Origin of the sequence: Streptomyces sp. NPDC090499, from assembly GCF_044769305.1 — a bacterium.
Taxonomy (GTDB): Bacteria; Actinomycetota; Actinomycetes; order Streptomycetales; family Streptomycetaceae; genus Streptomyces.
Map to the genome: position 1 here is coordinate 525401 of NZ_JBIVXP010000005.1, position 25822 is coordinate 551222.

Here is a 25822-nt window from a genome sequence, read left to right on the forward strand (position 1 = left end):
CGTCACACCCCAGGCGGTCGACCGAAAGGAACCCGAGATGCCGTTCTCCTCCCTGGCATCACCGCTCGCCGTGGAGCTGCGGCCGGACAAGCCGGCCCTGCTGTGCGTCGATCCCCCCGACGACCCACCGAAATGGGCGGCCGAGCACCGCGAGGCACTGCGCGCCCAGGTCACCGAGCACGGGGCACTGGTCGTCCGCGGCCTCGGCCTGCGCGACCCCGCCCAGGCCGGTGCCGTCTTCGGACAGCTGGCCGGGGAGCTCATGACGGAGCGGGAGGCCTTCGCCCCCCGTGAAGCCCACCTGCCCGGTGTGTACGCGTCCACGCCCTGGCCGGCCAACCAGCCCATGTGCATGCACCACGAGCTGAGTTACCAGCTCCGGGTGCCCGGCCTGATGCTGTTCGCCTGCCTCACCGCGCCCGAGCAGGGCGGGGCGACGGCGGTGGCCGACGCCGAGGAGGTGCTGCGGGCGCTGCCCGCCGGGCTCGTCGAACGGTTCGAGCGGGAGGGCTGGATCCTGACCCGCACCTACAACGACGAGATCGGCGCCAGCCTCACGGAGTCGTTCGGCACCGCCGACCGCGCCGGGATCGAGCGCTACTGCCGGGCCAACGCCATCGACTTCACCTGGCAGCCCGACGGCACCCTGCGCACCGAACAGCGCCGCAACGCCGTCGTCCGGCACCCCCGCACCGGCCGCCGCTGCTGGTTCAACCAGATCGCCTTCCTCAACGAGTGGACCCTCGCCCCCGAGGTCCGCGAGTACCTGGTGGACGTCTACGGCGCGGACGGAATGCCGTTCAACACCCGCCACGGCGACGGCAGCCCGGTCGGCGAGGACGTCGTCCGGCTGATCAACAGCACCTACGAGGCGCACACCCGGCGCGAGCCCTGGCACCAGGGTGACCTGCTGCTCGTGGACAACATCCGCACCGCGCACAGCCGGGAGCCGTTCACCGGCGAACGGCAGGTCGTCGTCGGCATGGGTGAACCCGTCCGGCCGGCCGAGGACTGCCCGGCGACGGAGGCGAGCGAGCGATGACCGACACACTGTCGACCACCCGGTCCGCCACCCCCGGGCGGCCCGCCGTACCGACCTTCGCGGTCATCACCGGCGAGCAGGTGCACCAGGCGCTGAGCGGGCGCGAGAAACAGCTCACGGAGCTGGTCGAGACCGTCTACCGACTGCACGACGCAGGCGACTCGGTCAACCCGCCGTCGTACTTCCTGCGCTTCGAGGACCGGCCGACCTCGCGGATCATCGCGCTGCCGGCCTCCCTCGGCGGCTCCGTCCGGGTGGACGGGCTGAAGTGGGTCTCCAGCTTCCCGGAGAACGTGAGCAGCGGGCTGCCGCGGGCGTCCGCGGTGCTCATCCTCAACGACCGGGAGACGGGCTACCCGTTCGCCTGCCTGGAGAGCTCGATCATCAGCGCCACCAGGACCGCGGCCTCCGCCGCCCTGGCCGCCGACTGGCTCAGCCGCAACCGCACCCGCCCCCGCCGGGTCGGCTTCTTCGGCACCGGCCTGATCGCCCGCTACATCCACACCTTCCTGGCCGGCACCGGCTGGGACTTCGACGAGATCGGCGTCCACGACCTGTCCGCCGACAGCGCCGGCGGCTTCCGCGGCTACCTGGAGCAGACCGGCGGCGGCGCGCGGATCACCGTCCACGAGACCGCCGAGGACCTGGTCCGCGGCAGCGACCTCGTGGTCTTCGCCACCATCGCAGGACAGCCCCATGTCACGGACCCGGCCTGGTTCACCCACAACCCGCTGGTCCTGCACGTGTCCCTGCGCGACCTCGCACCCGAGGTACTGCTGGGCGCGGCCAACTTCGTCGACGACGTCGACCACTGCCTCAAGGCCGACACGTCACCCCATCTGGCCGAACAGCTCACCGGCAGCCGTGACTTCCTCAACGGAACCCTCGGCGACGTCATGGCCGGCCGGGCCGCCCCGCCGCCCGACCGCCCGGTGGTCTTCTCACCCTTCGGACTCGGCGTCCTCGACCTCGCCGTCGGCAAGTACGTCTACGACGAGGTGTCCCGGGCCGGGGACCTCGGTCTCATCGATGACTTCTTCCACGAACTGCGCCGCTACGGCTGAGGCCGTCGTCCTCGGCCCGGCACCAGGAGGCCCGCCGTGCCTGTCATCTCCGCTCCCTACGCCTTCAACGAGGGCGACCTCTACGTCGACCTGGAGTCGATCTGCGGACACCCGCTCTACCTGAAGTGCGAGGCCTTCAATTTCGCCGGATCCATCAAACTGAAGGCCGCCAACGAGATGGTGGAGAAGGCCGAGCGGGACGGAATCCTGAAAGCGGACTCCGTTCTCGTCGAGTCCTCCTCCGGCAACCTCGGCGTAGCGCTCAGCATGATCGCCGCGAGCAAGGGCTACCGGTTCCTGTGTGTGACGGACTCCCGTTGCAACCTGTCGACCAGGCTCCTGATGGAGGCCCTCGGCAGCGAGGTGCACATCGTGGCCGACCAGGACACCAATGGCGGGTTCCTGGGCACGCGGATCGAGTACGTCCGCTCGCTGTGCGCGTCGGACGACCGGTACGTGTGGCTCAGCCAGTACACCAACGCGGGCAACTGGATGGCGCACTACCGCACCACCGCTCCGGAGATAGCCCGCCGGTTCCCCGAGCTCGACGTGCTGTTCGTCGGCGCGGGCACCACCGGAACCCTGATGGGCTGCGCCCGCTACTTCCGCGAGTGGCACCGTCCGGTGCGGATCGTCGCGGTGGACGCGGCCGGCTCGGTGGCGTTCGGCGGCGAGCCGGGCCGCCGAATGATCCCGGGCCTCGGCATGAGCATGCGCCCGCCGCTGCTCGACGAGTCCTTCGTCGACGAGGTGATCCAGGTGGAGGAGCCGGACACCATCCGGATGTGCCACCGCATGGCCCGGCACGGCTTCCTCTTCGGAGGCTCCACCGGGACCGTGGTCAGCGGCGCGACCGACTGGCTGACCCGGCACGACGCCCGCGACCTCACCGCGGTCGCCATCGCACCGGACCTCGGCGAGCGCTACCTCGACACCATCTACCAGACCAACTGGCTGCACGACCTCTACGGCGACCAGGTGCTGGCCACAGAGGACGTCGACCTGGTGCCCCGCACCGAGGACGTCGACCTGGTGCCCCGCACCGTGGACGACGGCCAGGTGCTCGACACCAGGGACACCACGCCGGCCAAGTCCCTGCCCCGGGAGCCCAAGTCGGCCTCCCGCGCGCCGGCCCGCCGGCGCAGCAGCACCTGACGGCGGTGCACGCCGCTGCGGCCCCCCGGAGACGCCCACACGGCGGCCCCCGGGGGGCCGCCGCTTCTCCGCAGGCCTGCTCAGTAGCGCACGGGCAGGGCGCGCAACCCGCGGGTGCGCATCGACGGACGCCAGGCCAACTGGGCCACCGGGACGTCGAGTTCGAGGCGGGGGAAGCGTTCGAGGAGCGCACCGAGGGCGATCTCGGTCTCCAGCCGGGCCAGCGGCGCGCCCAGGCAGTAGTGGATGCCGTGGCCGAGGGCCAGGTGCCCGGTGGCGTCGCGGTCGAGGTCGAGCCGGTCGGGCTCGGGGAAGCGGCACGGGTCGCGGTGGGCTGCCGCCAGCGACAGCAGCACCGTCTCGCCCGCCGGGACGGTGACCCCGCCGATGACGACGTCCTCGGTCGGGAAACGGCGGATGGCGAGCGGCGCGGGCCCGTCGTAGCGGGCCAGTTCCTCCACGGCCGGCCCGACCCGGGCCGGATCCGCACGCAGCGCGGCCAGCTGCCCGGGGTTCTCCAGCAGCGCCAGCGTGGCGTTGCCGATCAGATGGACGGTGTTCTCGTACCCGGCGAACAGGATGAGGAAGGCCAGCGACATCAGCTCGTCCTCGCTGAGCCGGTCCTCCTCGTCGCGTACGGCGATCATGGCGGAGAGCAGGTCGTCGGCGGGCTCGGCACGCTTGCGGGCGAGCAGTGCGGTGAAGAAGGCCAGCAGCGCCCCGACGGCCTCCTTCGCCCGCTCGGGCCGGGCCGGATCCGGGACGACGAGCGCGTCGGTCCAGGACCGGAGGTCCGGCCGGTCCCGTTCGGGCACGCCCAGCAGCTCGCAGATCACGGCGATGGGCAGCGGCGCCGCGTAGGCGGCGATCAGATCGGTACGGCCGAGGGGGGCCATCGCGTCGAGCAGCGCCTCGGCGGTCCGCCGGACGGGTTCGCGCAGCAGGGCGACACGGCCGGGCGTGAACGCCCGGGACACCAGGTGCCGGACGCGGGTGTGGTCCGGCGGGTCCATGTTCAGCAGGTTCGCGTCGAGCGCGGGCGGCAGCGCGAGCCCGCGGTAACCACCGGGTTCGGCGTGGGCCTTGTCGAGGGAGAGCCGCGGGTCGGCCAGGGCCGGCCGGACGTCCTCGTACCGCGTCACCAGCCAGGCCGGCAGCCCGTCGGTGCCGGCGACCCGGTGCACGGGCCCGGCCTCCCGCAGCCGGGCGTACCCGGCGTACGGGTCGGCGAGCAGCTCGGCCGGGTCAACGGCAGTGGCAGCGGAGGGTGTTGTACTGGCGTCCATGCCCCAACCCTAGACAGTACGGGCGGCGACAGCGGCCGGTCACCCGGAGACCGGGGTGCCGTCGGCGGCGTCGGCGGCGTCGGTGGAGCGCAGCAGCCGCAGGAACGCCTTGACACCCGCGATGAGTTCCTGGTTGTCGGTGAGCCGGTTCACCGTGGACTCGAACTGCCTGCCGAGCGCCACCGTCCTGCGGTCCGCCGCCTCCGCCCGCTCGTCCGTGCTCAGGGCCAACGCCTCGACGGTACGGCGCAGTTCGGCCAGGGCCCGGTACTGTTCCTCCGCCTTCTCCGCCAGGACCCGCGTCCCGGCCTCGGCGCGGTTCAGCCGGGCGTGCAGCTCGATGACGTCGTCCTGCGGATACGTGACGTCCTTGAGGAGGCTGCCCAGGCGCCTGCGGAGCTGGCCGAAGTAGGCGCCGGCCGGCCGGAAGAAGGTGCTCAGCAGGAAGAACACGGCGAACCAGTACCCCGTGAACCCGCCCGTCGCCCAGGTGACCGCGACGACGACCGCGGCTGTCACGAGGTGCCCCGCCACCGCCGCCCGCAGCATCGCGCGGGCGATCCGCGCGGCCTCGGCGTCCCGGGCCGCCGGGACCGTGATGCCCTTCTCCCTGCTGACCGCGATCTCGGCGAGCACCGCATGCGCCCGGAAGTACAGGTTCCAGGGCAGGGTCAGCAGGAGCAGCAGCCACAGCAGGCTGAGCACCCCCGCCCCCACGGCGAACACCACCGCGGGCGGCGCCCCCGCCACGTACGCGACGATCAGCGCCGCGGCCGCCGCGACGACGGCCGCCACCGCTCCGAGAAACCTGCCCATGGCCCGTGTCCCCCTGTCTCCCGCCCACCGGTACGGCCCATCGTCCCCGCCCCGGCGCGCGGCGGCATGAGTAGCCGTACTCAGGGGAGTGCAGGTGAGGGCCGCGGGACAGGGTGCGCCGAAGGAACGGATCCTGGTGGTGGGTGTCACCGGCGCGGGCAAGTCCACGCCGGCCCGGCCCCTGAGCGGCCGTCTGGGCCTGCCCTACCACGAGATGGACGCCCTGTACTTCAACGGCCCCGGCTGGGCCGTCAACGACGGACTGGCCGCGGACGTCGCACGGCTCACCGCCGGGCCGCGCTGGATCGTCGACTCGCTCGGCAGTCCCGAAGTCCGTGACCTGCTCTGGGACCGGGCCGACATCGTGGTCTGGCTGGACTGCCCCAGGCGCGTCGTCATGCCCCGCGTGCTGCGCCGGTCCGTCCGGCGCACCGTCACACGCGAGGCCCTCTTCGGCGGCAACAGGGAGACCTGGTCGGGGTGGCTGAGCCGGGAGCACCCGGCCTGGTGGGCCTGGTCCCAGCACGGCGCCCGAGGCCGCGAGATCGGGCGCCGGGCCGGCGATCCGCGCTTCGCCCCGCTCCACACCCACCGCTTCGGCCACCCCGACGACACCGCGGCCCGGCCGGCCTCCCTCTGAGCCCGCGGCCGAGGCGTCAGCGCCCGAACTTCGCGAGGGCCGCCGGGGTGACGGGGGTGAAGAAGTTCACGAGGTTGCCGTCGGGGTCGCGGAACAGCAGCGACCGGTTGCCCCAGGGCATCGTGGTGGGCTCGGTGACGAAGTCGTCGACGAAGCCCTTCAGATCCCGGTGGACGCGGTCCACGTCGTCGACGAGGAACTCGGTGATCACGCTGTGGTTCTCCGCCGGGCGTGCGGAGCCCGGGGCGAACAGCGGGACGGTACGGGTGCCGGCGATCGCGAGGGTCGCGCCGGCCGTCCTGAGCTCGGCGAAGTCCTCGGTGGCCCACGTCGCCCGAGCCCCGGTGGCGCGCTCGTAGAACTCGACGAGGCGTGCCACGTCGCCGGTGATGATGCGGATCGAGACGAAGTCCATGGGATCTCCTTGGCTGTGCTGAAGGCGTGCACCGTGCAGGCTAGGAGAAATAGCGGACAGAATCGGTCCGGTATTCGCGCTAGGTTGGGTCCATGTCCCGACCCACCGGCCGCGTGCTGACCCTCCTGGAACTGCTCCAGTCGGGCGGCACCCGGACCGTGGCCGAACTCGCCGACCGGCTCGGCGTAGAAGGGCGCACCGTACGGCGGTACGTGGACCAGCTGATCGATCTGGACGTGCCCGTGGAATCGGTGCGCGGCCGCTACGGCGGCTACCGGCTCGCTCCCGGTTACCGCCTGCCCCCGCTCATGCTCGGCGACGACGAGGCGCTCGCCGTGCTGCTCGGCCTGGTCGCCGGCCGCCGGGCCGGGCTGACGACGGCGGAGCTCACGGCGAGCGAGACGGCGGCGGCGAAGATCCGGCGGGTGCTGCCCAGGCATGTCGCGCGCCGGCTCGACACCCTGCTGGAAGCTCTCGCCTTCACGGACCGGCCCGGCGAGTTCGAGACCCCGGATGCCGGGATCCTGCTCACCGTCGCCGATGCGGTACGCCACCGCCGGCCGGTCTCGATCCGCTACACCGACCGCGACGGACGGCGCAGCGAACGCACTCTGCACGCCTACGGGATCGTCGCCCACGCGGGCCGTTGGTACGTCACCGGCCGGGACGCCTCGGCCGGTGCGGACCGGACCTTCCGGCTCGACCGCATCGCGGACGCGCGGACCCTGCCCGGCTCCTTCGAGGCACCCGAGGGGCCCGCACCGGCGGAGCGCCTGCTGTCCGGGTTCGCCACGGCCGGGTACCGGCACGAGGTGACCCTGCGGATCCACGGGACGGCCGAGCAGATCCGGGCCCGCCTTCCCGCCGCCGTCGCGACCCTGGAGGAACACGAACCCGCGGCGGACCGGGACCCGGCGGCCGAGCGCTGGCTGCGCGTCGAACTGCGGGCGGAGCGGCTCGACTGGCTGCCTCCGGTACTCGCCGCACTGGACCGGCCGTTCGTCGTCGAACGCCCCGACGAACTGCGCGACCTCGTCGCCGCCCTCGCCGACCGCCTCGCGTCCTACGCCCGCCGGGCCTGACGGCGGGCGAACCGGCCGGCGCGGGGGTCAGAATCCGCGCCGGAGTCCGCCGTCCACCTGGAGCATGATCCCGGTGAGGTACGAGGCCGCCGGGGACAGCAGGAACGCGCCTGCGCGTCCGAACTCCTCCGGTGTGCCGTACCGGCGCAGCGGAATCCGGGACTCGTTGGCGGCCCGCGCGCCGTCGGGATCGGCGGACAGCCCGTCCAGCTCCCGCATGCGGTCCGTGCCGATCCGGCCGGGCAGCATCCCGAAGACGCGGATGCCGCGCGGGCCCAGCTCGTCCGCGAGCGACTTGGCGAGCCCGGCGAGGCCGGGCCGCAGCCCGTTGGAGATGACCATCCCGGGGGCGGGCTCGTACGCCGTGATCGACAGGACGAACCCGATCGCACCCCCGGCCGTCAGCTCCGCGGCGGCGGACCGGGCGAGCCGCACCGCGCCCAGGAACACCGACTCGAACGCCGCCTGCCACTGCGCGTCGGTGTGGTCCGCGATGCGGCCCGCGGGCGGCCCGCCGACGCTGACGAGGACGCCGTCGAAGCCGCCGAACCGCTCCCGCGCGGTGGCGATCAGCTGCTGCGGGGCCTGCGGGTCGGCGTTGTCGACGCCGACTCCGGCCGCGTTCGGGCCGAGCTCCGCCGCGGCCTCGGCCGCGCGTCGCCCGTCGCGGCCTGCGACGACCACCCGGGCGCCGTCGGCGACCAGTTCACGGGCGACGGCGAAGCCCAGCCCGCGGGTGGCTCCGGTGAGGACGTACACCTTGCCGGTGAGTCCGAGGTCCATGGGCGCGTCCCTTCAGCGTCCGAGGACGGCGGCGAGGTCGTCGTCCACCGCGGTGCCGAGCTTGGCGTCGTCCTGGTGCGTCCAGGCGCGGGCGACGTGCCCGTCGGGCCGGACCAGGGCGGCGCGTACGTCGTCCCAGCCCTCCGGGACCGGGTCGAGCGTCCCGCCGTGCACGGTGATCCGCTGCTGCGCGCGGTCGGCGAGCACCCCGCTGCCGGTCAGGTCGAGCAGGAGGTACGAGTCCGCCCGCAGCAGGCCGAAGAGGGTGATGTCCGTACCGGTGAAGGCGAGTTGGGGGGCCCGGGTGCCGGTCAGCGGGTGGGCCGCCGGGTCGTCGCCGGGGTAGCCGATGCCGATCGCGCTGATCTTTCCGGCCAGTACGCGGCCGAACTCCGGCACGGTGGCGATCAGTTGCGCGACCAGGGAACGCATGGCGAGCGCCTGCGGCGTGAAGGTGGTCAGCAGCAGGGTCTGCGCGCGGCTGTGCTCCTCCAACTGGGCGCCGACCAGGTGCCGTTCGGTGTGGTATGTGTCGAGCAGCCCGTCCGGGGCCCACCCGTTGAGGGTGGCCGCCAGCTTCCAGCCGAGGTTGTGGGCGTCCTGCATGCCGTAGTTCATGCCGACGCCGCCGGTGGGGAAGTGCTGGTGCGCGGCGTCGCCCGCGAGCAGCACCCGGCCGCGCCGGTACTCGGTGGCCAGCCGGGTGGTGTTGCTGTACCGGGAGAGCCAGGACGGGTCGCGCATGCCGAAGTCGTCGCCGGTGATGGCGACGGTCTTCTGCCGCAGTTCCTCCAGCGTGAGGTCGCCGGGCCATTCCGTGCCGTGCCCGTCGGGGCTGGTGCCGGCGAGCCGCCACCGGTTGCCGGGCAGCGGCGCGACCAGGACGCCGCCGTGCTCGTTGAACCGGTTGAAGGCGAGCGGGGGCGGGTTGTCGAGCGTCACGTCGCCGAGCCAGCCGAGGAAGTCGAACGGCGTGCCCGGGAAGTCGATGCCGGCGGCCTCGCGCACGGTGCTGCGGGTGCCGTCACACCCGACGAGGTACTCGGCGCCGATCTCGTACGGTCCCTCCGGCCCTGTCGCCCGTACGGTCACCGAGTCCGCCTGCTCGGCGAAGCCGGTGACGCGGTGCCCGCGCCGCACGGTGGCGCCCAGCCCGCGGGCGTACTCCTCGAAGAGTTCCTCGGTGCGGGCCTGCGGCAGGAAGAGGGTGTACGGGAACGGGGTGTCCAGCAGCGAGAAGTCGAGCCGGCTGGAGAGATTGGCGAAGTGGCCGGTGGGGATCTGCGGCGTCCCGTCGTGGAACCGCTGGTGGATCCCGCGGGAGGCCAGCAGCTCGATGCTCCGCGGATGCATGGTGAGCGCCTTGGAGCGCTGGTCGATCTCGGTGCGCTCCTCCAGGACCGTGACGGAGACGCCGTTCAGTCGCAGCTCGGCGGCGAGCCAGAGTCCTACGGGCCCGCCGCCGGCGATGACGACCTGCTGCTTTTCCATGCGATCACCTTTCCCTCGGGTCTGTGGCCGGGCCCTGGGCCGGCCCACTCTCTTGGTCGCTGACCAAGAGTCCGTGCGGTCAGTAAACTAGGTCAATGACCAACAGGCAACAAGGCGACCGACTGGATCCCGCCACCGTGATCCGTGCGGCACTGGAACTGCTGGACGAGAAGGGCCTGGAGGCGCTGTCCACCCGAGCGGTCGCCGACCGGCTCGGCGTCCGCATGAACACCGTGCTGTGGCATGTGAAGACCAAGGGCCGGATGCTGGAGCTGATGGCGGACGCCGTACTCGGCGAGATCCGGCTGACCGGCCTGCCGCCCGCCCCGGAGGACCGGGTGCGCGAACTGGTCCGCCGCTACCGGCGCGCCCTGCTGGCCCACCGTGACGGCGCCGCCCTCGTCGTCGGCACCTTCGGCGTCGACCCGCACACCCTGCGCGTCGCCGACAGTGTGGTGGGCGCGCTGCTCGAGTGCGGTCTCGACGACTGCGAGGCCGCCTGGACCGCGTGGGCGATCACCTACTTCACCCTGGGGCTCGCCCAGGAGGAGCAGGCCGCGGGAGGCCGCCCCTTCGACAGGGCGCTGGCGGACGCGATCTCCGAGACGGACCACCCTTCGCTGCACCGGGTGGTCGACTTCCTTGCGCCGGGTTCCTTCGACGAGCGGTTCGAGTTCGGCGTGGCCGCGATCCTCGCCGGACGGTCGTCCCCCCGCCGCTGAGGCGTGTCGGCACGCGGCCGAGTCGCCGGTCCGCGGCGCCGGGCGGACCCGTCCGGCGACTCCCGACACCCCCGGACCGCTCTCCGGGTTTCTGCCTGTGAGGCAACTTAATGTGCCAGAGAGGTTGACTGGAAGGTGCCTGCTGCTGACCCTGTGAGGGAGGGCCGCCGGGTCCTCGCAGACGCGGGGCCTCCGGGCCCGGACCCTCCTTGGAGCGGCAGATGGCAACCTTCGTGCTCGTGCATGGTTCTTGGGGTGGCGGCTGGGTGTGGGACCGGCTGCGCCCCCTGCTGGAGGCCGGCGGCCACCGTGTCCTGACCCCGACCCTGACCGGCCTCGCCGAGCGGCGGCAGTCGTCCGCGCCGGACGTCGGCCTGAGTGTGCACGTGGCGGACGTCGCCGGGCTCCTGGAGTCCGAGCGGGTGACCGACGCCGTGCTGGTCGGGCACAGCTACGGCGGGATGGTGGTCACCGGAGTGGCCGCGCTCGCGGGCGACCGCATCGGGCAGGTGGTGTACGTCGACGCCTTCGCTCCCGTGACCGGCGATTCGGCGTTCACCCTGCTGCCGTGGCTGGCGGGGGCGTTCGCCGAGGCGCCGGGCCCCGCGGAATGGGAGGTCGCCCCGCTCGCCCCGGAGTCGCTCGGTGCCGACGGCGAGGGCGCCGCATGGCTCTCGAGCAGGCTGACGCCGATGCCGCGGCGCACCCACGAGGAGTCGCTCGGGCCGGGCAGCGAGGAGGTGCTGGCCGACAAGGCGGTCACCTACGTCTACTGCGCCGACCAGGCCATCTTCACGGACATGGCCGCCTCGGCGGAGAAACGGGGGTTCCGGGTCGTCGCGCTGTCCGGTACCACCCATGCGGACCTGCTGACGCGACCGCAGGCGCTCGCGAGAGAACTCCTGGACATCGTGTAGAGACGTCCCGGGGCCCGTCGCCCCCGCGGACGCAGGCATGCCTGTCAGGTGATGTGTCTTGCCTGACAGGCATGTTATGTTGCGCAGATGTCGATCGAAGACACCGATCTCTGGGTGGCCCAACGCCTGAAGGACATGCGCAGCGAGCGCGGCATCACCCTGACAACCCTGGCCGAGCAGACCGGTATCTCCTCGGCGCATCTGTCGCGTCTGGAGAAGGGCGTCCGCAAGCCCTCCATCGGGAGCCTGCTGCAGATCGCCCGCGTCTACGGCGTCTCCATCAGCGAGCTGGTGCAGGAACCGGACGAGAACGACTTCCATCTGGTGCGCGCCGACGCGGCGATGACGCGGGACGGCCAGGACGGCCGTTACACCGTACTGAGCGGCCCGCGCGAGACCATGTCCGTCATCCGGGTCGACCTGGCGCCCGGCAAGCACTCCAAGGCCGCCCGGCATGTCGGCGAGGAATGGCTGCATGTGCTGGCCGGGACCGTCACGCTGCACGTCTCCGGGACGTCACTGCGGCTCGGCGCAGGTGATTCGGTGCACTTCGACTCCTCGAAGGAACACCGGCTCGTCAACGAGGAGGACGCCGCCGCCACCGTACTGATCGCCTCGACCGCGGCGACCGTTCCCATGCGCCACCCCATCCCCGCGTCCCGGCGCGGCTCCGCGGCCCCTGACCGCAATCCCTAGGGCAGAACCGCGAACCCGTCGACTTCCACCAGCCATTCCGGCATGCCCAGTGTCTGGACGCCGAGGAAGGTGCTCGCGGAAACGGGCCACGTGCCGCCGAAGCCGCGCTGTCCCGCGGCGAAGACGGGCCCGACCAGCTCGGGCCGGTGCCCGACGACATGGATCGTGTTCTTGATCAGGTCGTCCGGGGTGGCTCCGGCGGCCTCCAGGGCGATCCGGAAGTTGCGGAAGGCCTGTTCGGCCTGTGCCTCGTGGTCACCCGGGCCGACGAGGTTGCCGTCCCCGTCCAGGGCGATCTGACCGGCGATGGCGATGAAGCGGGTGCCTGTACCCGTCACCGCGTGGCTGTAGAGGTCGTGGACCGGGGGTGCGAGAGCGCCCGGGTTGACGCGTTGAACCGACATCTCTTCTCCGGAATCGTCTGCGAGGAGGGAGTGGGGAGGGAGAGGGGGAGGGGGAGGAGTAAAGGGCGGGCTGGGCGCGGGCACTTGGCGGTCCTGGTTCCTAGTCCAGGACGTCGGGCTCCTCGTCGCGTACCAGTCCGGCCAGGAGGTTGAAGTTGTGCCGGGCCATGTTGGCGTTGCTGAACTGCCGGTGCGCCAGCGTCACTTCCTCGTCGCTCATGATCCGGGGCCGTCCCGCCGCGTCGGCCAGGAGCTGCATCTGGCAGGCCCGGTCCATGGTGATGAACCACCAGGCCGCCTCCTCCACCGACCGGCCCACCGTGAGCAGTCCGTGATGGCGCAGGATCGCGGCCCTGCTGTCCCCGAGCCGCTCGGCGATGCGCTCGCCCTCCGCCTTCTCCAGGACGAGCCCCTTGTACTCGTCGAAGAGCACGTGGTCGCCGGCGAAGGCGCAGGACTCCTGGACGATCGGGTCGAGCAGCTTGTCGAGCGAGGCGAACGCCCGGCCGTGGATCGTGTGGGCGTGCGCGACGGCGACCACGCCCGGGCGTGCCTGGTGGATCGAGGAGTGGATCCAGAACGCCGCCTTGTTGGTGCGGCGGTCGCCCTCGATCACGCGCCCTTGTTCGTCGATGAGCAGGAGATCGCTCACCCGGATCTTCGAGAAGTGGACGGCGTAGGGATTGACCCAGAAGCGGTCCGGGAACTCCGGGTCGCGCGCCGTGATGTGCCCCGCGATGCCCTCGTCGAACCCGTGGCGGGCGAAGATCCGGAAGGCGGTCGCGAGGTGCTCCTTGCGGCGCCGGCGTTCGGCCTCCACGGAGCCCATGGCTTCCGGCAGTTGGGGTATGTCGAGCTCGCCGATGCTCGCCGGCTCCGCTGCGCCGGCACTGTCAGTCGACACGGACATGCGTTGGTTCCTCCCTCGGTCGGTGTGGACGGACCTCCTTCAGCGTGGGGTCGACGTGCGGGTTAAGTCAACCTGAGAGGCAAATCAATGTGCCTGTCGGGTAAATTCCGGTGAGTGGGGGCGTCACCCGTCCCGCCGCCACGCCCCCAGCACCATCAGCGTCTTCGTCCCGATCACCGGCCCCGACCGCCGCAGCCGGTCGATGACATCCCGCAGATGCTGGACGCCGGACACCCGGACCCGGACCAGCGCGTCAGGGTCCCCGGCCACCGTGAAGACCTCCAGGACCTCAGGAACGCTGGTGGCCGCCATGGTGATCATCTCGACCTTCACGTCCCCGGCGAACCTGAGCTCCACGAAGGCCTCGAAGCTCGACCCGAGCTTGTTGTGGTCGAGGATGACGGTGTAGCCCGCGATGACCCCGACCCGCTCCAGGCGGTCGATGCGCCGCTTCACGGCGGAGGGGGACAGGCTGACCTGGTCCGCGATCTCCGTGACCGTTCGACGGCCGTCCTGCACCAGCAGGTCGATGATCATGCTGTCCACGCTGTCGACATGCTCGGTACCCGACATCTCCACACCTCACTCGGAAGCAGGTTCCTTGCGCGGAACCCGGGTCGTGCTTGGGAATTTTTGCGCGCACTGCAAGAACTCAGCAGGTTAATTGCACCATGGGTGGCGCACTGCCGACTGTGGTCCTCCACCGGGAGCCGACCGCAGAAGGGGGCACCCCGCCCCTGCCGACGAGGAACACGCACCGTGCGGTCGCGTGCTGCCCGGCCTGGCCGCCTGGACTGATCGATCCCTCCGCACGGCACCGCGCCGACCCGCGCCTGCCCTCCCCCACAGCCACCGGTGCCCGCACGGGTGCCTCCGAGAACGAGAGCCGCGATGCCACGAAAGCCGTCCTCACCGACCACGGACGCCCGACACCCCGACGAACCGATCCGGTTCCTCACGCCCGAGGGGGAGTTGCGGTCCGACGGCCGGCTCGGCCCGCCCTCCGCCCTCGACCTGCCCGCGCTCTACCGGGACATGGCCCTGGTACGCCGCCTGGACTCCGAGGCGATCGCCCTCCAGCGCCAGGGAGAGCTGGGCCTGTGGCCCTCCCTGCGCGGTCAGGAGGCCGCCCAGGTCGGGGCCGCCCACGCGCTGCGCGCCCAGGACATGGTCTTCCCCACCTACCGCGAACACGGCGTGGCCTGGTGCCGGGGCCTGGACCCGGTGTCGCTCCTCGGCCTGTTCCGCGGTACGACGCTGGGCGGCTGGAACCCGTACGAGCGCCGCTTCCACCTCTACACCCTGGTCATCGGCGCGCAGACGCTGCACGCCGTCGGCTACGCCATGGGCCTGGTCCGCGACGACGTGATCGGCTCGGGGGACGACAGTCGCGACACCGCGGTGCTGGTCTTCCTGGGCGACGGCGCGCTGAGCGAGGGCGAGACCAACGAGGCGTTCGTCTGGGCCGCCGCCCAGAACCTGCCCGTGGTCTTCTTCTGCCAGAACAACCAGTGGGCCATCTCCGCCCCGTACAGCGTGCAGAGCCGCGTCCCCGTCGCACGGCGCGCCTCCGGTTTCGGCTTCCCCGGCGTCCGCGTGGACGGCAACGACGTGCTGGCCTGTCACACGGCGACCGGAGACGCCCTCGCCCGGGCCCGGTCCGGCGGCGGGCCCACCCTGATCGAGGCGGTGACCTACCGCGTCAACGCCCACACCACCGCCGACGACGCCGGCCGCTACCGCCCCGCCTCCCTGACCGACGAGTGGATCGCGAAGGACCCCCTGGAACGCCTGCGTCGCCACCTCACCGCGAGCGGCACCGTCGACGAGGGGTACTTCGCCGACATCGACCGGCGGGAACAGGAACTGGCCGACCGCCTGAGGACCGGCTGCCGATCGCTCCCCACGCCGGACCCCGCCGCCTCCTTCGCGCACACCTACGCCACGATGCCCGCCGAACTCGGGCGCCAACTGGCCGAGCACCTGGAGTCCGTCGTCGCCGGCCAGGCGAGCGGAGCCGTCCGATGAGCGGCGTCTCCATGGTCGGGGCCCTCAACAACGGGCTGCGCAGAGCCCTCCAGGACGATCCCAAGGTCCTGTTGATGGGCGAGGACATCGGACGCCTGGGCGGGGTCTTCCGCGTCACCGACGGCCTGCAGAAGGAGTTCGGCAGCCTGCGGGTCGTCGACACCCCGCTCGGCGAGGCCGGCATCGTCGGCGCCGCCATCGGTCTCGCCCTGCGCGGCTACCGGCCGGTGTGCGAGATCCAGTTCGACGGCTTCGTCTACCCCGCCGCCAACCAGATCATCAGCCAGCTCGCGAAGCTCCGGCACCGCTCGGCCGGCGCGATCACCCTGCCGGTGGTGATCCGCATCCCCTACGGCGGCGGCATCGGCTCCATCGAGCACCACTCGGAATCACCCGAGGTCCACTTCGCCCACACGGCGGGGCTGAAGGTGGTCACCTGCTCGAACCCCCAGGACGCCTACGACATGATCCGCCAGGCCGTCGCCGACGACGATCCCGTGATCTTCCTCGAACCGAAGCGGCACTACTGGACCAAGGGGGAGGTCACGGAAGAGCCGCCGGCACCGTTCGAGCGGGCGTGTGTCGTGCGCCCCGGCACCGACGCCTGCCTGATCGCCTACGGTCCGACGGTTCCCGTCGCCCTGGAAGCGGCCGGTATCGCCGCCGAGGAGGGCCGCAGTGTCGAGGTCGTCGACCTGCGCAGCCTGTCGCCGCTGGACATGGACACGGTACGGGAGTCCGTCCGTCGCACCGGCCGTGCTCTCGTGGTCCATGAGGCCTCCCTGTCCCACGGGTTCGGGGCCGAACTCGCCGCGCGGATCCAGCAGGAGGAGTTCCACTTCCTCGAAGCGCCGGTGCTGCGCATCACCGGACACGACACCCCCTACCCGCCGAGCCGCGTCGAGTCGGACTGGCTTCCCGGCGCCGACCGGATCCTCGACGCCCTTGACCGCAGCCTGAGTTACTAGAGGGGGAACCGTGTCACGAGAGCAAGTCTTCCTGCTGCCGGACGTCGGCGAAGGGCTCACCGAGGCCGAGATCCTCCAGTGGGCGGTACAGGCCGGCGACTCCGTGGAGATCAACCAGATCCTCGTCGAGGTCGAGACGGCCAAGGCCGCCGTCGAACTCCCCTCGCCCTACGCGGGTGTTGTCGCGACCCTGCACGCCAGGGAAGGGGAGACCCTGCCGGTCGGCCGCCCGCTCATCACCATCCTCGGCGATGGCGATGGCGATGGCGATGGCGATGGCGATGGCGGTGCGTGTGCGGGGCGCGAGCCGACCGCCGAGCGTGTGGAGGCCTCCGGCAGAGAGGCCCTGCTGGTCGGTTACGGGCCGCAGGAGTCCACCGGCCGCCGCCGACGCCGTCGTTCACCCACCGGATCCGCCGCCCGGCCAGCCGCCCGGCCGGCCGCGGAACCGACGGTGACAGCCGCACCGCCGGCCCCGGCCCTGGCCACCGAGCGGACGGCAGCGAAACCGCCCGTCCGGAAACTCGCCAGGGAACTGGGCGTCGACATCACCACCGTCACGCCGACGGGACCCGGAGCCACCGTCACCCGCGACGACGTCCACCGGGCCGCCGCCGACACAACTCCCCGCCCGCCGACGGAGGTTGCCCCGGTGGCGGTTGCGGAGCCCGCGGCCGAGACCCGGATCCCGATCCGCGGCGTACGCAAGCACACCGCCGCCGCGATGGTCGCCTCGGCGTTCACCGCCCCGCACGTCACCGAGTTCATGACGGTCGACATCACGGCGACCATGCGGCTGCGGGACACGGTGGCCGCCCGGCGCGACTTCCGCGACCTGCGCGTCACGCCGCTGCTCTTCGTGGCCCGGGCACTCCTGCTGGCCCTGCGCAGGACCCCCGAGGCGAACGCCGGCTGGGACGAGGCCGCCCAGGAGATCGTGCTCAAGCACTACGTCCATCTCGGCATCGCCGCCGCGACAGAACGCGGGCTCGTCGTGCCCAACATCAAGCACGCCGACCGGATGTCCCTGCGCGAACTCGCCGAGGCGCTCGCCGAACTCACCGGCACCGCCCGCGCCGGCCGGACGACGCCCCGGGCGATGACCGGCGGGACCGTCACCATCACGAACGTCGGTGTGTTCGGGGTCGACACGGGCACACCGATCCTGAACCCCGGGGAGGCGGCCATCCTCGCCGTGGGTGCCGTCCGGCGCATGCCCTGGGTCGTGACGGACGCGTCCGGGGCGGAGGCGGTCGAGCCACGCTGGGTCACCCGGCTGGCCCTGTCGTTCGACCACCGGCTCCTCGACGGTCAACAGGGTTCGGAGCTGCTGGCCGACATCGCCGCGGTCCTGCACGATCCGGGTCTTGCGATGCTCTGACCCGCCCGGTCAGCGGGACGCCGGGAACCGTTCGATGTTGTCCTCCACCCAGCTGCGCAGGTGGGCCAGCGGACGGCAGGCGTCCTCGCCGAGCGGGGTCAGGCTGTATTCGACGCGCGGAGGGACCTCGGGGTAGATCTCGCGGTGCACCAGGCCGTGGTCCTCCAGGCGGCGCAGCGTCTGGGTGAGGACCTTGGGGCTCACCCCCTGCAGCCGCGCACGCAACGCCCCGAACCGCCGGGGCCCGTCCTCCAGCGCGCCCAGGGCGAGGGCGCTCCACTTGTTGGCGAGCAGATCCAGCATGTCGCGGCAGGGGCAGGCGGCGAGGTAGACGCTCTTCGGGTCGTCGCACAGGTGTGCCGTGGTCGTCATACTGCAATAGTACCCATTGGGAACCATGGGTCCTTGCGGGTAACCACCATCCGTTTCGTACTGTCGCCGACGTGGCCGAACGACACGGACCACCCGCTCGCGGGTGCTGTCGGTGCGGCCACCTTCTGCCGATGCACCTGAGACGGAGCGGCGTCGTCCGCGGCTCCCGGATCACGCACCCATGGAAAGGCCGGACCACCATGACCGACACCTACGACATCCCCGCGACGATGCCCGCGGTCGCCTACCGCAAGTCGCTGCCCGTCGACGACGCCGAGAGCCTGGTCGACGTCACGCTGCCCACCCCGGAGCCGGGCCCCCGTGACGTGCTGGTGCGCGTCGAGGCGATCGCCGTCAACCCGGTGGACTACAAGATCCGGCAGAACGCCGACCCGGGCGGGGAGCCGAAGGTGCTCGGCTGGGACGCCGCCGGGACCGTCGTCGCCGTCGGCGGCGACGTGGAGCTCTTCTCGGTGGGCGACGAGGTGTACTACGCCGGCGCGGTGGACCGGCCGGGCGCCAACTCCCGCTACCACGCGGTCGACGAGCGCATCGTCGCCCGCAAGCCGGCCACCCTCTCCTTCACGGAGGCCGCCGCGCTGCCGCTGACCTCGCTCACCGCGTGGGAGGGGCTGTTCGAACGGCTCGGCCTGCGCACGGGTGCCCTGGAGCAGACCGGTGCCCTGCTGGTCACCGCGGCCGCCGGCGGGGTGGGCTCGATCACCGTGCAACTGGCCCGTGCCCTGACCAGCCTCACCGTCATCGGCACGGCGTCGCGCCCCGAGAGCGTCGACTTCGCGCGCCGCATGGGTGCCCATCACGTCGTCGACCACCACCGGCCGCTGGCCGCACAGCTGGCCGAAGTGGCCCCGGGCGGCATCGACTTCGTCTTCAGCACCACCGGGACCGAGCGCAACCTGACCGCGTACGCCGAGACGCTCACCCCCTTCGGCGGGATCGTCGCCATCGACGACTTCGACTCGCTGCCCCTCGGAGTGCTCAAGCCGAAGAGCATCTCCTTCCACTGGGAGTTCATGTACACGCGGTCGATGTTCCGCACGGCCGACCAGAGCATGCAGCACCACATCCTCACCCAGGTCGCCCGGCTGGTCGACGCCGGCATTCTCACCACCACGGCCACCCGCGACCTCGGCCCGGTCAACGCCGCCAACCTCCGCGCGGCCCATCGCGTCCAGGAGAGCGGCTCCACGATCGGCAAGACGACTCTCACCGGCTTCTGACCGGACGACGTACGACGCCGTGCCGCGCCGCCGGTGAACCACTTCGGCACGCTGTGTCGTGAACCTCCATGTGTACGGCTGCCGTTCAACGTCGCGGCAGCACATCGCCCCATGGCGGGAGCGCTCGGCGAGCGCTCCCGGGGCCCGATGAGCGGATGGACTTGAACAAGCAGACCAGGACAACCCCCAGCCGGCGGGACCTGCTGCGTGGCACCGTGGTGGCGTGCTGCGCGCTGGCCCTCTCCACCACCGGGGTGATGGCGGCGAGCGCCGCGACACCCGCCGCGCGCACCGTGGACCACGTCGCGCTCGGCGACTCGTACGCCTCCGGCCCCGGTATCCCCACCCAGGTCGACGCTGCCTGCGCGCGGTCCGGCCGGAACTATCCGTCCCTGCTCGCGGCGGCGACGCGGCGACGGCTGACCGACGTCAGTTGCGCGGGCGCCACGGCGGCGGCGCTGGCCGGGCCGCAGGGCTCGCAGCAGCCCCAGTTGGACGCGCTGGGCGCGGGCATGGACGTGGTCACCCTGACCATCGGCGGCAACGACATCGGTTTCTCCGGCGACCTGGCCACCTGCGCCGGGCTCATGGCCGAGGACCTGGCGGGCAACCCGTGCCAGACGTTCTTCACCAGCGACGGCACCGACCGGCTGGCTCAGCGCGTCGACGACACCGCCCCCAGGGTCGCCGCGGCGCTGGACGCCGTCCGGCAGCGGGCACCTCGTGCCGAGGTCGTGGTGGTCGGCTGTCCCGACCTGTTCCCGGACGACGGCGTCGGCTGTACCGGCTCCGTGGTGCCGCTGGCCGCCGGTGACTTCGCCTGTCTGCGGGACACCGAGAAGAAGCTGAACGCGATGCTCGCCCGGCAGGCCGCCGCGCACGGCGCGCGCTACGCCGACACCTACACCCCGACCGTGGGACACGACATGTGCCGACCGGCCGGGGAACGCTGGATCGAACCCCTGGCCGCGACGGCTCCGGCCGCGCCCGCCCACCCCGACGCCGAGGGCGAGCAGGCCATGGCCGTGGCGGTGGAGCACGTCCTCCGCTGCGGCGCACACCGCCGCTGACTCCGGGCGGTGAGCAGCACGGTCAGGAAAGGAGACGGACAGCGCCCATGCCGAACTCGAAGTTCACGGCGGACCGGAAAATCCGCCATCTGGTCACCTGGGCCACGGAATGGCAGGGGGAACGGCAGGGGCGGAGCATGTGGGCCTACTCGCTGAGCCTGGGCGGATCCCATGCCCTCATGAACGACCGGCTGAAGAACGAGAAGCTGTTCCGGCTGCTGACACAGGAGGAGAGGAACCTCGTCCGAGCCGCACGTGAGCGGGCGGCACGCGCCTGAGCGCTCAGTCGATGCAGAACTCGTTGCCCTCGATGTCCAGCATCGGGATGCACGCGTCGTTGCCGTCGTACAGCGTCCGCACGTGCACCGCGCCGAGCGGGACCAGCCGCGCGCACTCGGCCTCCAGCGCGGCGAGGCGCTCCTCGCCCACGAGGCCGGTGCCGACCCGCACATCGAGATGCACCCGGTTCTTGACGGCCTTCCCCTCGGGCACGCGCTGGAAGTACAGGCGCGGGCCGACTCCGGAGGGATCCACGCAGGCGAACCACGCATCCCGCTGCTCGGGCGGCTGCGCGTCCTTGAACTCGTCCCAGGTGGCGTACCCCGCCGGTGGCGGCGGTACGACGTACCCGAGCACCTCGCACCAGAAGCGCGCGAGACGCTCGGGTTCCGCGCAGTCGAAGGTGACCTGGAACTGCTTGATCGCTGGCATCGGCGCACCATAGCAGGCGGAGTCCGCGCGCCGGTCAGCCCGTTCGACGGCCCGTCAGCTGGTCGTGGGCCAGGGCGTGGGTGACCGCGGTGGTGCTCTCGTACAGGTCCCGGTACTGGGCGAACCGGCGGTCGTAGACCTCCGCGGTGGCGGGATCGGGCCGGACCACCGATTCCGGCGGGTTCCAGGCCGTGATGTCCGGCCGGCCGATCAGCCCGGCGGCGAGGAAGGCGGCACCGTAGCAGGCGCCGATGGTGGTCCGGGCGACGATCTGTTCCAGACCGGTGACGTCGCTCACGATCCGGGGCCACAGCCCGCCCCGGGTACCGCCGCCGACCGCGACGATCCGCCGGATGCCGGCGCCGGCCGCCAGCATCGTCCCGACGTTGTGCCGGACCCCGTAGGCGGTGGCCTCCAGCGCCGCCCGCATCAGGTCGCCCCGGGTGTGACCCAGCGTCAGCCCCGCGATCACGCCCCGGGCCTCGGGGTCCATGAGGGGGGTGCGCTCCCCGGCGAAGTACGGCAGCATCACCAGGCCGTTCGCTCCCGGGGGCGAGGCGGCCGCCTCGCCGAACAGCACCGAGGGGCCGACGTCGCCGAAGAGGTGCCCCAGCCAGTCGGTGACGGCTCCCGAGGTGGCCATGCCGCCGGCCAGGCAGCGGGTGCCGGGCAGGGCACCGACCGTGGACCACATCGACGGGCTGGTCACCAGCCGGTCGACCGTGTTCACCAGGAACATCGTGGTGCCGTACATCAGCATCAGGTCGCCGACGCCGTGCCCGCCCACGCTGACGGCCTCGCTCCAGGCGTCGATCGTCCCCACGATCACCGGCGTCCCCGCCGGGATGCCCGCGACGGGCGTGGCCACCCGGCCGGCCTCCTCGCCCGGCCAGCGCAGCGGCGGGAGTTCGAGGCCGGGGGCGATGTGCTCGGCCCACTCGGGGATCCAGCGCTGCCCGTGGATGTCGAACAGCGGGGTGCACTGGCTGGCGGAGTGCAGGTCCAGCACGTAGGCGCCGGTCAGCCGGTGCGCCAGCCACGACGCGGGCATGAGCAGGCGGCGGGCGCGTGCCCACACCTCGGGCTCCCGCTCGCGGATCCAGGCGAGTTTCGGCCCGACGGCCTGGGAGGACAGCGCCGAACCGCACCTGCGGAAGACCGTGTCCGCTCCCAACTCCCCGTTCAGCCGGCTGATCTGCTCCTCCGCGCGGGTGTCCACGCCGTACAGCACCGCCGGACGCACCGGCTCTCCCGCGTCGTCGACCAGAAGGGTGCACGGGCCCATGCCGCTGACCCCGACGGCCCGGACGGCGACGTCGTCGCGGTCCAGCAGTTCGGCCGCGAGCGAGACGAACTCGTCCCACCACACCTGTGCGTCCATCTCGACGTGCCCCGGCCGGGGACGGTCGACCACGTGACCGCGTACGGCCTCGCCCAGGATGCGGCCGGCGGTGTCCACCACCACGCCCTTCGTGCTGGAAGTGCCCACGTCCACTCCGAGGACGACGTCGATCATGCGCTGCCTCCCTTGGCGCCGGATGCGCCACCGTAGTCTGCCGCCCGGTCCGGCGGACGGTCGCGGTTCAGGCGGACCGCCGCCTGAGATGTCGTCAGATGCGTACCGCGGACCGGCCTGTGGCAGTCGTTGACATGCCCCTGCCTTGTGGCTAGCTTCACGAGGAGTTCCCGCTCTGCTCCTGGGGCGCCCGCAGCCCAGGGGTCCATCGAAGCGTTCGTGTCCCAGGCACCTCGTCTCTCCTGGATGGACAACGTTGTCATCCGTGGAGACAACGTTGTCGGACCCTCAACTCCCGAGTGGAGGAGCAAACCCCGTGATCACACGACTGTCGAGACCTCCCGGAACCATGGCGATCGGTCTCCTCGCGGCCGCGGCGCTCGCCGCGGCCGGGCTGTGCACGCCGGCGTGGGCCGCCGGGAAGGCCGCGCTCGTCACCTCACCGGCCACTCTCGTCAATCCGTTCATCGGCACCTCGAACCAGGCCGACGACTTCCCGGGCGCCGACGTCCCGTTCGGCATGGTGCAGTGGAGCCCGGACACCCCGTCGCGTCCCGACGGCGGCGGCTACGAGTACAACGACTCGTCGATCACCGGCTTCAGCCTGACCCACATCGCCGGTCCCGGCTGCGGCGCGGCCGGTGACATACCGGTGCTGCCCACGGTGGGAGCCGTGAACACCGGTGCCACGGACGCGTTCTCGCACGCCAACGAGTCGGCGTCCGCGGGGTCGTACAAGGTCGCGCTCAACAACCAGGTGACCACCGAGCTGACCACCACGACCCGCAGCGGCATGGCCCGCTTCACCTTCCCCTCGACCAGTCAGGCCAACCTGGTCTTCAAGTTGACGGGCAGTCAGAACGGGGCCAGTTCCACCCAGTTCACCAAGGTGTCGAACACGGAGGTCAGCGGACAGGTCACCAGCGGGCACTTCTGCGGCGCGGGGAACACGTACACCGTGTACTTCGACATGGTCTTCGACCAGCCGTTCGCCTCGCAGGGCAGCTCGCTCGCCAAGGCGTCGGCCACCACTCCTGCGGCCACCGCCAGGGCGTCGAAGAACGCCGCGGAGAAGCCCAACCGGCCGGTCCTGCACGGCAGGAACCCCGGCACCGCGGTCCCGAAGTCCGCGAAGACCACACCGGGCAGTGCCGCCCCTGCCGCCGCGGCCTCGAACGGCTACGTCACCTTCAACACCACGAGCAACCCGGTCGTCCAGGCCAAGGTCGGCATCTCCTACGTGTCGGTCGCGAACGCCGTCGCCAACCGGGCCGCGGAGAACACCGGCTGGGACTTCGACGCGACCCGTACCGCCGCGCAGAACGCGTGGAACAGCACGCTCGGCAAGGTGCAGATCGCCGGCGGCACGGCCGCGCAGCAGCAGACCTTCTACACCGCGCTCTACCACTCACTGCTGCACCCGAACGTGATCAGCGACAGCAACGGCCAGTACTACGGCTTCGACGGGAAGACGCACACCGTGGACGCCGGTCACGGCGCGGTGTACGCGAACTACTCCGGGTGGGACATCTACCGCTCGCAGGCCCAGCTCGAAGCCCTGGTGGCTCCCCAGGTCGCCTCGGACACCGCGCAGTCCATGGTCGACGACTACGCGCAGACCGGGATCTTCCCCAAGTGGTCGGAGAACAACGGCGAGTCCTACGTCATGGTCGGTGACCCGGCGGACGCCATCCTCGCCGACTACTACGCCTTCGGCGCCCGGAACTTCGACACCACGACCGCTCTGGCGGACATGGTGAAGCAGGCGAGCACGACCAACAACGACCGGCCCGGACTCGGTTACCTGAACTCGCCGGGATACATGCCGCACGACGGCAGCTACGGCTGCTGCAACTTCTACGGCCCGGTGGCCACCACCCTGGAGTACGACACGGCCGACTTCGCGATCTCCGCGCTGGCCGGAGCGCTCGGCGACACCGCGAACCAGAAGACGTACGCCAACCGCGCGCAGGACTGGCGCAACGTGCTCAACCCCGCCTCCGGCTTCGTGGAACCCCGCAACGCGAGCGGCGCGTGGACCGGCGGCTTCGACCCCACCAGCGGCACCGACATGGTCGAGGCCGACTCGTGGATCTACACCGGGATGGTGCCCTTCAACATCGGCGGCCTGGCCCGCGCCAAGGGCGGCAACACCGCGATGAACCACTACCTGGACACCGTGCTGCGCAGCTACACCGGCGCCAACGGCTACGCCTGGGTCGGCAACGAGCCGAGCATCGAACTCCCCTGGGAGTACGACTACACCGGGCAGCCCTACACGACGCAGGGCACGGTGCGGGCCGTCCAGGACCAGATCTGGTCGAACACCCCGGGCGGCCTCGCCGACGGCAACGACGACCTCGGCGCGATGAGCGCCTGGTACGTGTGGTCGGCGCTCGGCATGTTCCCTGAGACCCCCGGCACCTCCGACCTCGCCCTCGGCTCACCGCTGTTCACCCAGGCCGTGGTCACCCTGCCCTCGGGCAGGTCGCTGACGATCAACGGCAACGGCGCCGCCGACAACGCCCCCTACGTCCAGTCCGCGGCGTGGAACGGCACGGCGTGGAACAACGCCTACGCCCCCACCACGGCGATCACGGCCGGCGGCACGCTGGACTTCACGCTGGGCACCAGCGCCAACACCTCCTGGGCGACGGCGGCCTCCGCGGCGCCGCCCTCGTACGCGGGGGACACCACCGCGCCCGCCTCGCCGCGGATCGGTCCGCTCACCTCGTCGGTGGCCTCCAACCTGTGCGCGGACGTCGCGTCCTCCGGCACGTCCGACGGCACCCACGTCCAGATCTGGGGCTGCGACAGCACGTACGCCCAGGACTGGATCGTCGCGGGCGACGGAACGGTCCGGGCCCTCGGCAAGTGCCTGGACGCCGACCACAGCGGGACCACCAACGGCACGCTGATCCAGCTGTGGACCTGCAACGGCACCGGCGCCCAGCAGTGGACCGCCGGCAGCAACGGGTCGCTGGTCAACCCCGAGTCGAAGCTGTGCCTGGACGACCCCAACTCCGCGACGACGAACGGCGCCCAGCTCCAGCTGTACACCTGCAACGGCACCGCCGCCCAGAACTGGAAACTGCCGGGCTGAGCAGCACGG

At 71.7% G+C, this 25822-nt stretch carries 26 protein-coding genes; 15 read left to right on the forward strand and 11 right to left on the reverse strand.

Going from position 1 to position 25822, the window contains the following annotated elements; translation table 11 throughout:
* The first annotated feature begins 37 nt into the window (after positions 1–37).
* Genes ACIQVL_RS21615 through sbnA form a run of 3 tightly spaced genes read left to right on the forward strand, consistent with a single transcriptional unit; the run spans position 38 to position 3261 of the window.
* The gene (locus ACIQVL_RS21615; protein WP_403443320.1) at positions 38–1042 is read left to right on the forward strand and encodes a TauD/TfdA family dioxygenase; all 1005 of its coding nucleotides are present in this window, start codon (positions 38–40) and stop codon (positions 1040–1042) included.
* A complete protein-coding gene (gene sbnB, locus ACIQVL_RS21620) occupies positions 1039–2106 on the forward strand; it encodes a 2,3-diaminopropionate biosynthesis protein SbnB (RefSeq protein ID WP_403443318.1) in 1068 nt (355 codons plus the stop codon). Before ACIQVL_RS21615 ends, sbnB begins: the two co-directional genes overlap by 4 nt.
* A 36-nt stretch (positions 2107–2142) precedes the next feature.
* Entirely contained in the window at positions 2143–3261 is a 1119-nt protein-coding gene (gene sbnA, locus ACIQVL_RS21625; RefSeq protein ID WP_403443315.1) for a 2,3-diaminopropionate biosynthesis protein SbnA, read from the forward strand.
* A gap of 80 nt (positions 3262–3341) precedes the next feature.
* Here sbnA and ACIQVL_RS21630 read toward each other — a convergent pair whose 3' ends face one another.
* Positions 3342–4547, reverse strand: coding sequence for a cytochrome P450 (locus ACIQVL_RS21630; RefSeq protein WP_403443312.1), 1206 nt, complete (start codon positions 4545–4547; stop codon positions 3342–3344).
* Positions 4548–4586: 39 nt separating this feature from the next.
* Positions 4587–5363, reverse strand: a complete 777-nt coding sequence (locus tag ACIQVL_RS21635; protein ID WP_403476099.1) for a hypothetical protein — start codon at positions 5361–5363, stop codon at positions 4587–4589.
* Between the two features lie 94 nt (positions 5364–5457).
* Here ACIQVL_RS21635 and ACIQVL_RS21640 point away from each other — a divergent pair, with 94 nt between their 5' ends.
* Positions 5458–6003: an adenylate kinase gene (locus tag ACIQVL_RS21640; protein ID WP_403476100.1), complete on the forward strand. Its 546-nt coding sequence runs from the start codon at positions 5458–5460 to the stop codon at positions 6001–6003.
* Between the two features lie 16 nt (positions 6004–6019).
* Here the strand turns inward: ACIQVL_RS21640 and ACIQVL_RS21645 are convergent, their stop codons facing one another.
* Entirely contained in the window at positions 6020–6418 is a 399-nt protein-coding gene (locus ACIQVL_RS21645) for a VOC family protein (protein WP_403443303.1), read from the reverse strand.
* Positions 6419–6510: 92 nt separating this feature from the next.
* Between ACIQVL_RS21645 and ACIQVL_RS21650 the strand changes: the two genes are divergently transcribed.
* Positions 6511–7500 carry a helix-turn-helix transcriptional regulator gene (locus ACIQVL_RS21650; RefSeq protein ID WP_403476101.1) on the forward strand — a complete coding sequence of 330 codons (990 nt, stop codon included), beginning with the start codon at positions 6511–6513 and terminating at the stop codon, positions 7498–7500.
* Positions 7501–7527: 27 nt separating this feature from the next.
* On the opposite strand, the gene ACIQVL_RS21655 is transcribed toward ACIQVL_RS21650, so the two are convergent.
* Positions 7528–8283: an SDR family oxidoreductase gene (locus ACIQVL_RS21655; protein ID WP_403443297.1), complete on the reverse strand. Its 756-nt coding sequence runs from the start codon at positions 8281–8283 to the stop codon at positions 7528–7530.
* Positions 8284–8295: 12 nt separating this feature from the next.
* Positions 8296–9774: an FAD-dependent monooxygenase gene (locus tag ACIQVL_RS21660; RefSeq protein WP_403443294.1), complete on the reverse strand. Its 1479-nt coding sequence runs from the start codon at positions 9772–9774 to the stop codon at positions 8296–8298.
* A gap of 95 nt (positions 9775–9869) precedes the next feature.
* Between ACIQVL_RS21660 and ACIQVL_RS21665 the strand changes: the two genes are divergently transcribed.
* From ACIQVL_RS21665 to ACIQVL_RS21675, 3 genes are all read left to right on the forward strand, one after another.
* On the forward strand, positions 9870–10496 hold the full coding sequence (locus ACIQVL_RS21665) for a TetR/AcrR family transcriptional regulator C-terminal domain-containing protein (protein ID WP_403476102.1): 627 nt from the start codon (positions 9870–9872) through the stop codon (positions 10494–10496).
* 221 nt (positions 10497–10717) lie between these two features.
* Positions 10718–11413, forward strand: coding sequence for an alpha/beta fold hydrolase (locus tag ACIQVL_RS21670; protein ID WP_403443288.1), 696 nt, complete (start codon positions 10718–10720; stop codon positions 11411–11413).
* A gap of 87 nt (positions 11414–11500) precedes the next feature.
* Positions 11501–12109 (forward strand): helix-turn-helix domain-containing protein, encoded by a 609-nt coding sequence (locus tag ACIQVL_RS21675; RefSeq protein ID WP_403443285.1) that lies wholly within the window; start codon positions 11501–11503, stop codon positions 12107–12109.
* Here ACIQVL_RS21675 and ACIQVL_RS21680 read toward each other — a convergent pair.
* The 3 genes from ACIQVL_RS21680 to ACIQVL_RS21690 all read right to left on the reverse strand — a co-directional run bounded on the left by ACIQVL_RS21680 (position 12106) and on the right by ACIQVL_RS21690 (position 13996).
* On the reverse strand, positions 12106–12513 hold the full coding sequence (locus tag ACIQVL_RS21680) for a RidA family protein (protein ID WP_403443282.1): 408 nt from the start codon (positions 12511–12513) through the stop codon (positions 12106–12108). The genes ACIQVL_RS21675 and ACIQVL_RS21680 overlap by 4 nt on opposite strands.
* 100 nt (positions 12514–12613) lie before the next feature.
* Positions 12614–13423: a class II aldolase/adducin family protein gene (locus ACIQVL_RS21685; RefSeq protein ID WP_403476103.1), complete on the reverse strand. Its 810-nt coding sequence runs from the start codon at positions 13421–13423 to the stop codon at positions 12614–12616.
* Positions 13424–13546: 123 nt separating this feature from the next.
* The gene (locus tag ACIQVL_RS21690; protein WP_403443278.1) at positions 13547–13996 is read right to left on the reverse strand and encodes an Lrp/AsnC family transcriptional regulator; all 450 of its coding nucleotides are present in this window, start codon (positions 13994–13996) and stop codon (positions 13547–13549) included.
* A gap of 318 nt (positions 13997–14314) precedes the next feature.
* On the opposite strand from ACIQVL_RS21690, the gene ACIQVL_RS21695 reads away from it, so the two are divergent.
* The 3 genes from ACIQVL_RS21695 to ACIQVL_RS21705 are packed head-to-tail and all read left to right on the forward strand — an operon-like array spanning position 14315 to position 17800.
* On the forward strand, positions 14315–15451 hold the full coding sequence (locus ACIQVL_RS21695) for a thiamine pyrophosphate-dependent dehydrogenase E1 component subunit alpha (protein ID WP_403443276.1): 1137 nt from the start codon (positions 14315–14317) through the stop codon (positions 15449–15451).
* Entirely contained in the window at positions 15448–16419 is a 972-nt protein-coding gene (locus tag ACIQVL_RS21700) for an alpha-ketoacid dehydrogenase subunit beta (protein ID WP_403443274.1), read from the forward strand. The genes ACIQVL_RS21695 and ACIQVL_RS21700 overlap by 4 nt, the downstream gene beginning before the upstream one ends.
* 10 nt (positions 16420–16429) lie before the next feature.
* Positions 16430–17800, forward strand: coding sequence for a dihydrolipoamide acetyltransferase family protein (locus ACIQVL_RS21705; RefSeq protein ID WP_403476104.1), 1371 nt, complete (start codon positions 16430–16432; stop codon positions 17798–17800).
* Positions 17801–17809: 9 nt separating this feature from the next.
* Here the strand turns inward: ACIQVL_RS21705 and ACIQVL_RS21710 are convergent, their stop codons facing one another.
* Positions 17810–18172 (reverse strand): winged helix-turn-helix transcriptional regulator, encoded by a 363-nt coding sequence (locus ACIQVL_RS21710; RefSeq protein ID WP_403443270.1) that lies wholly within the window; start codon positions 18170–18172, stop codon positions 17810–17812.
* 230 nt (positions 18173–18402) lie between these two features.
* Here ACIQVL_RS21710 and ACIQVL_RS21715 point away from each other — a divergent pair, with 230 nt between their 5' ends.
* From ACIQVL_RS21715 to ACIQVL_RS21725, 3 genes are all read left to right on the forward strand, one after another.
* The gene (locus tag ACIQVL_RS21715; protein ID WP_403443484.1) at positions 18403–19413 is read left to right on the forward strand and encodes a zinc-binding alcohol dehydrogenase family protein; all 1011 of its coding nucleotides are present in this window, start codon (positions 18403–18405) and stop codon (positions 19411–19413) included.
* 155 nt (positions 19414–19568) lie between these two features.
* A complete protein-coding gene (locus ACIQVL_RS21720) occupies positions 19569–20483 on the forward strand; it encodes an SGNH/GDSL hydrolase family protein (protein WP_403476105.1) in 915 nt (304 codons plus the stop codon).
* A 47-nt stretch (positions 20484–20530) separates the two neighbouring features.
* Positions 20531–20761, forward strand: a complete 231-nt coding sequence (locus ACIQVL_RS21725; RefSeq protein ID WP_403476106.1) for a hypothetical protein — start codon at positions 20531–20533, stop codon at positions 20759–20761.
* 4 nt (positions 20762–20765) lie between these two features.
* Here ACIQVL_RS21725 and ACIQVL_RS21730 read toward each other — a convergent pair whose 3' ends face one another.
* Both ACIQVL_RS21730 and ACIQVL_RS21735 read right to left on the reverse strand, forming a co-directional pair.
* The gene (locus ACIQVL_RS21730; protein ID WP_403443265.1) at positions 20766–21194 is read right to left on the reverse strand and encodes a VOC family protein; all 429 of its coding nucleotides are present in this window, start codon (positions 21192–21194) and stop codon (positions 20766–20768) included.
* Positions 21195–21228: 34 nt separating this feature from the next.
* A complete protein-coding gene (locus ACIQVL_RS21735; protein WP_403443263.1) occupies positions 21229–22710 on the reverse strand; it encodes an FGGY-family carbohydrate kinase in 1482 nt (493 codons plus the stop codon).
* 349 nt (positions 22711–23059) lie between these two features.
* Between ACIQVL_RS21735 and ACIQVL_RS21740 the strand changes: the two genes are divergently transcribed.
* Positions 23060–25813 (forward strand): lectin, encoded by a 2754-nt coding sequence (locus ACIQVL_RS21740; protein ID WP_403443261.1) that lies wholly within the window; start codon positions 23060–23062, stop codon positions 25811–25813.
* Positions 25814–25822 lie beyond the last annotated feature (9 nt).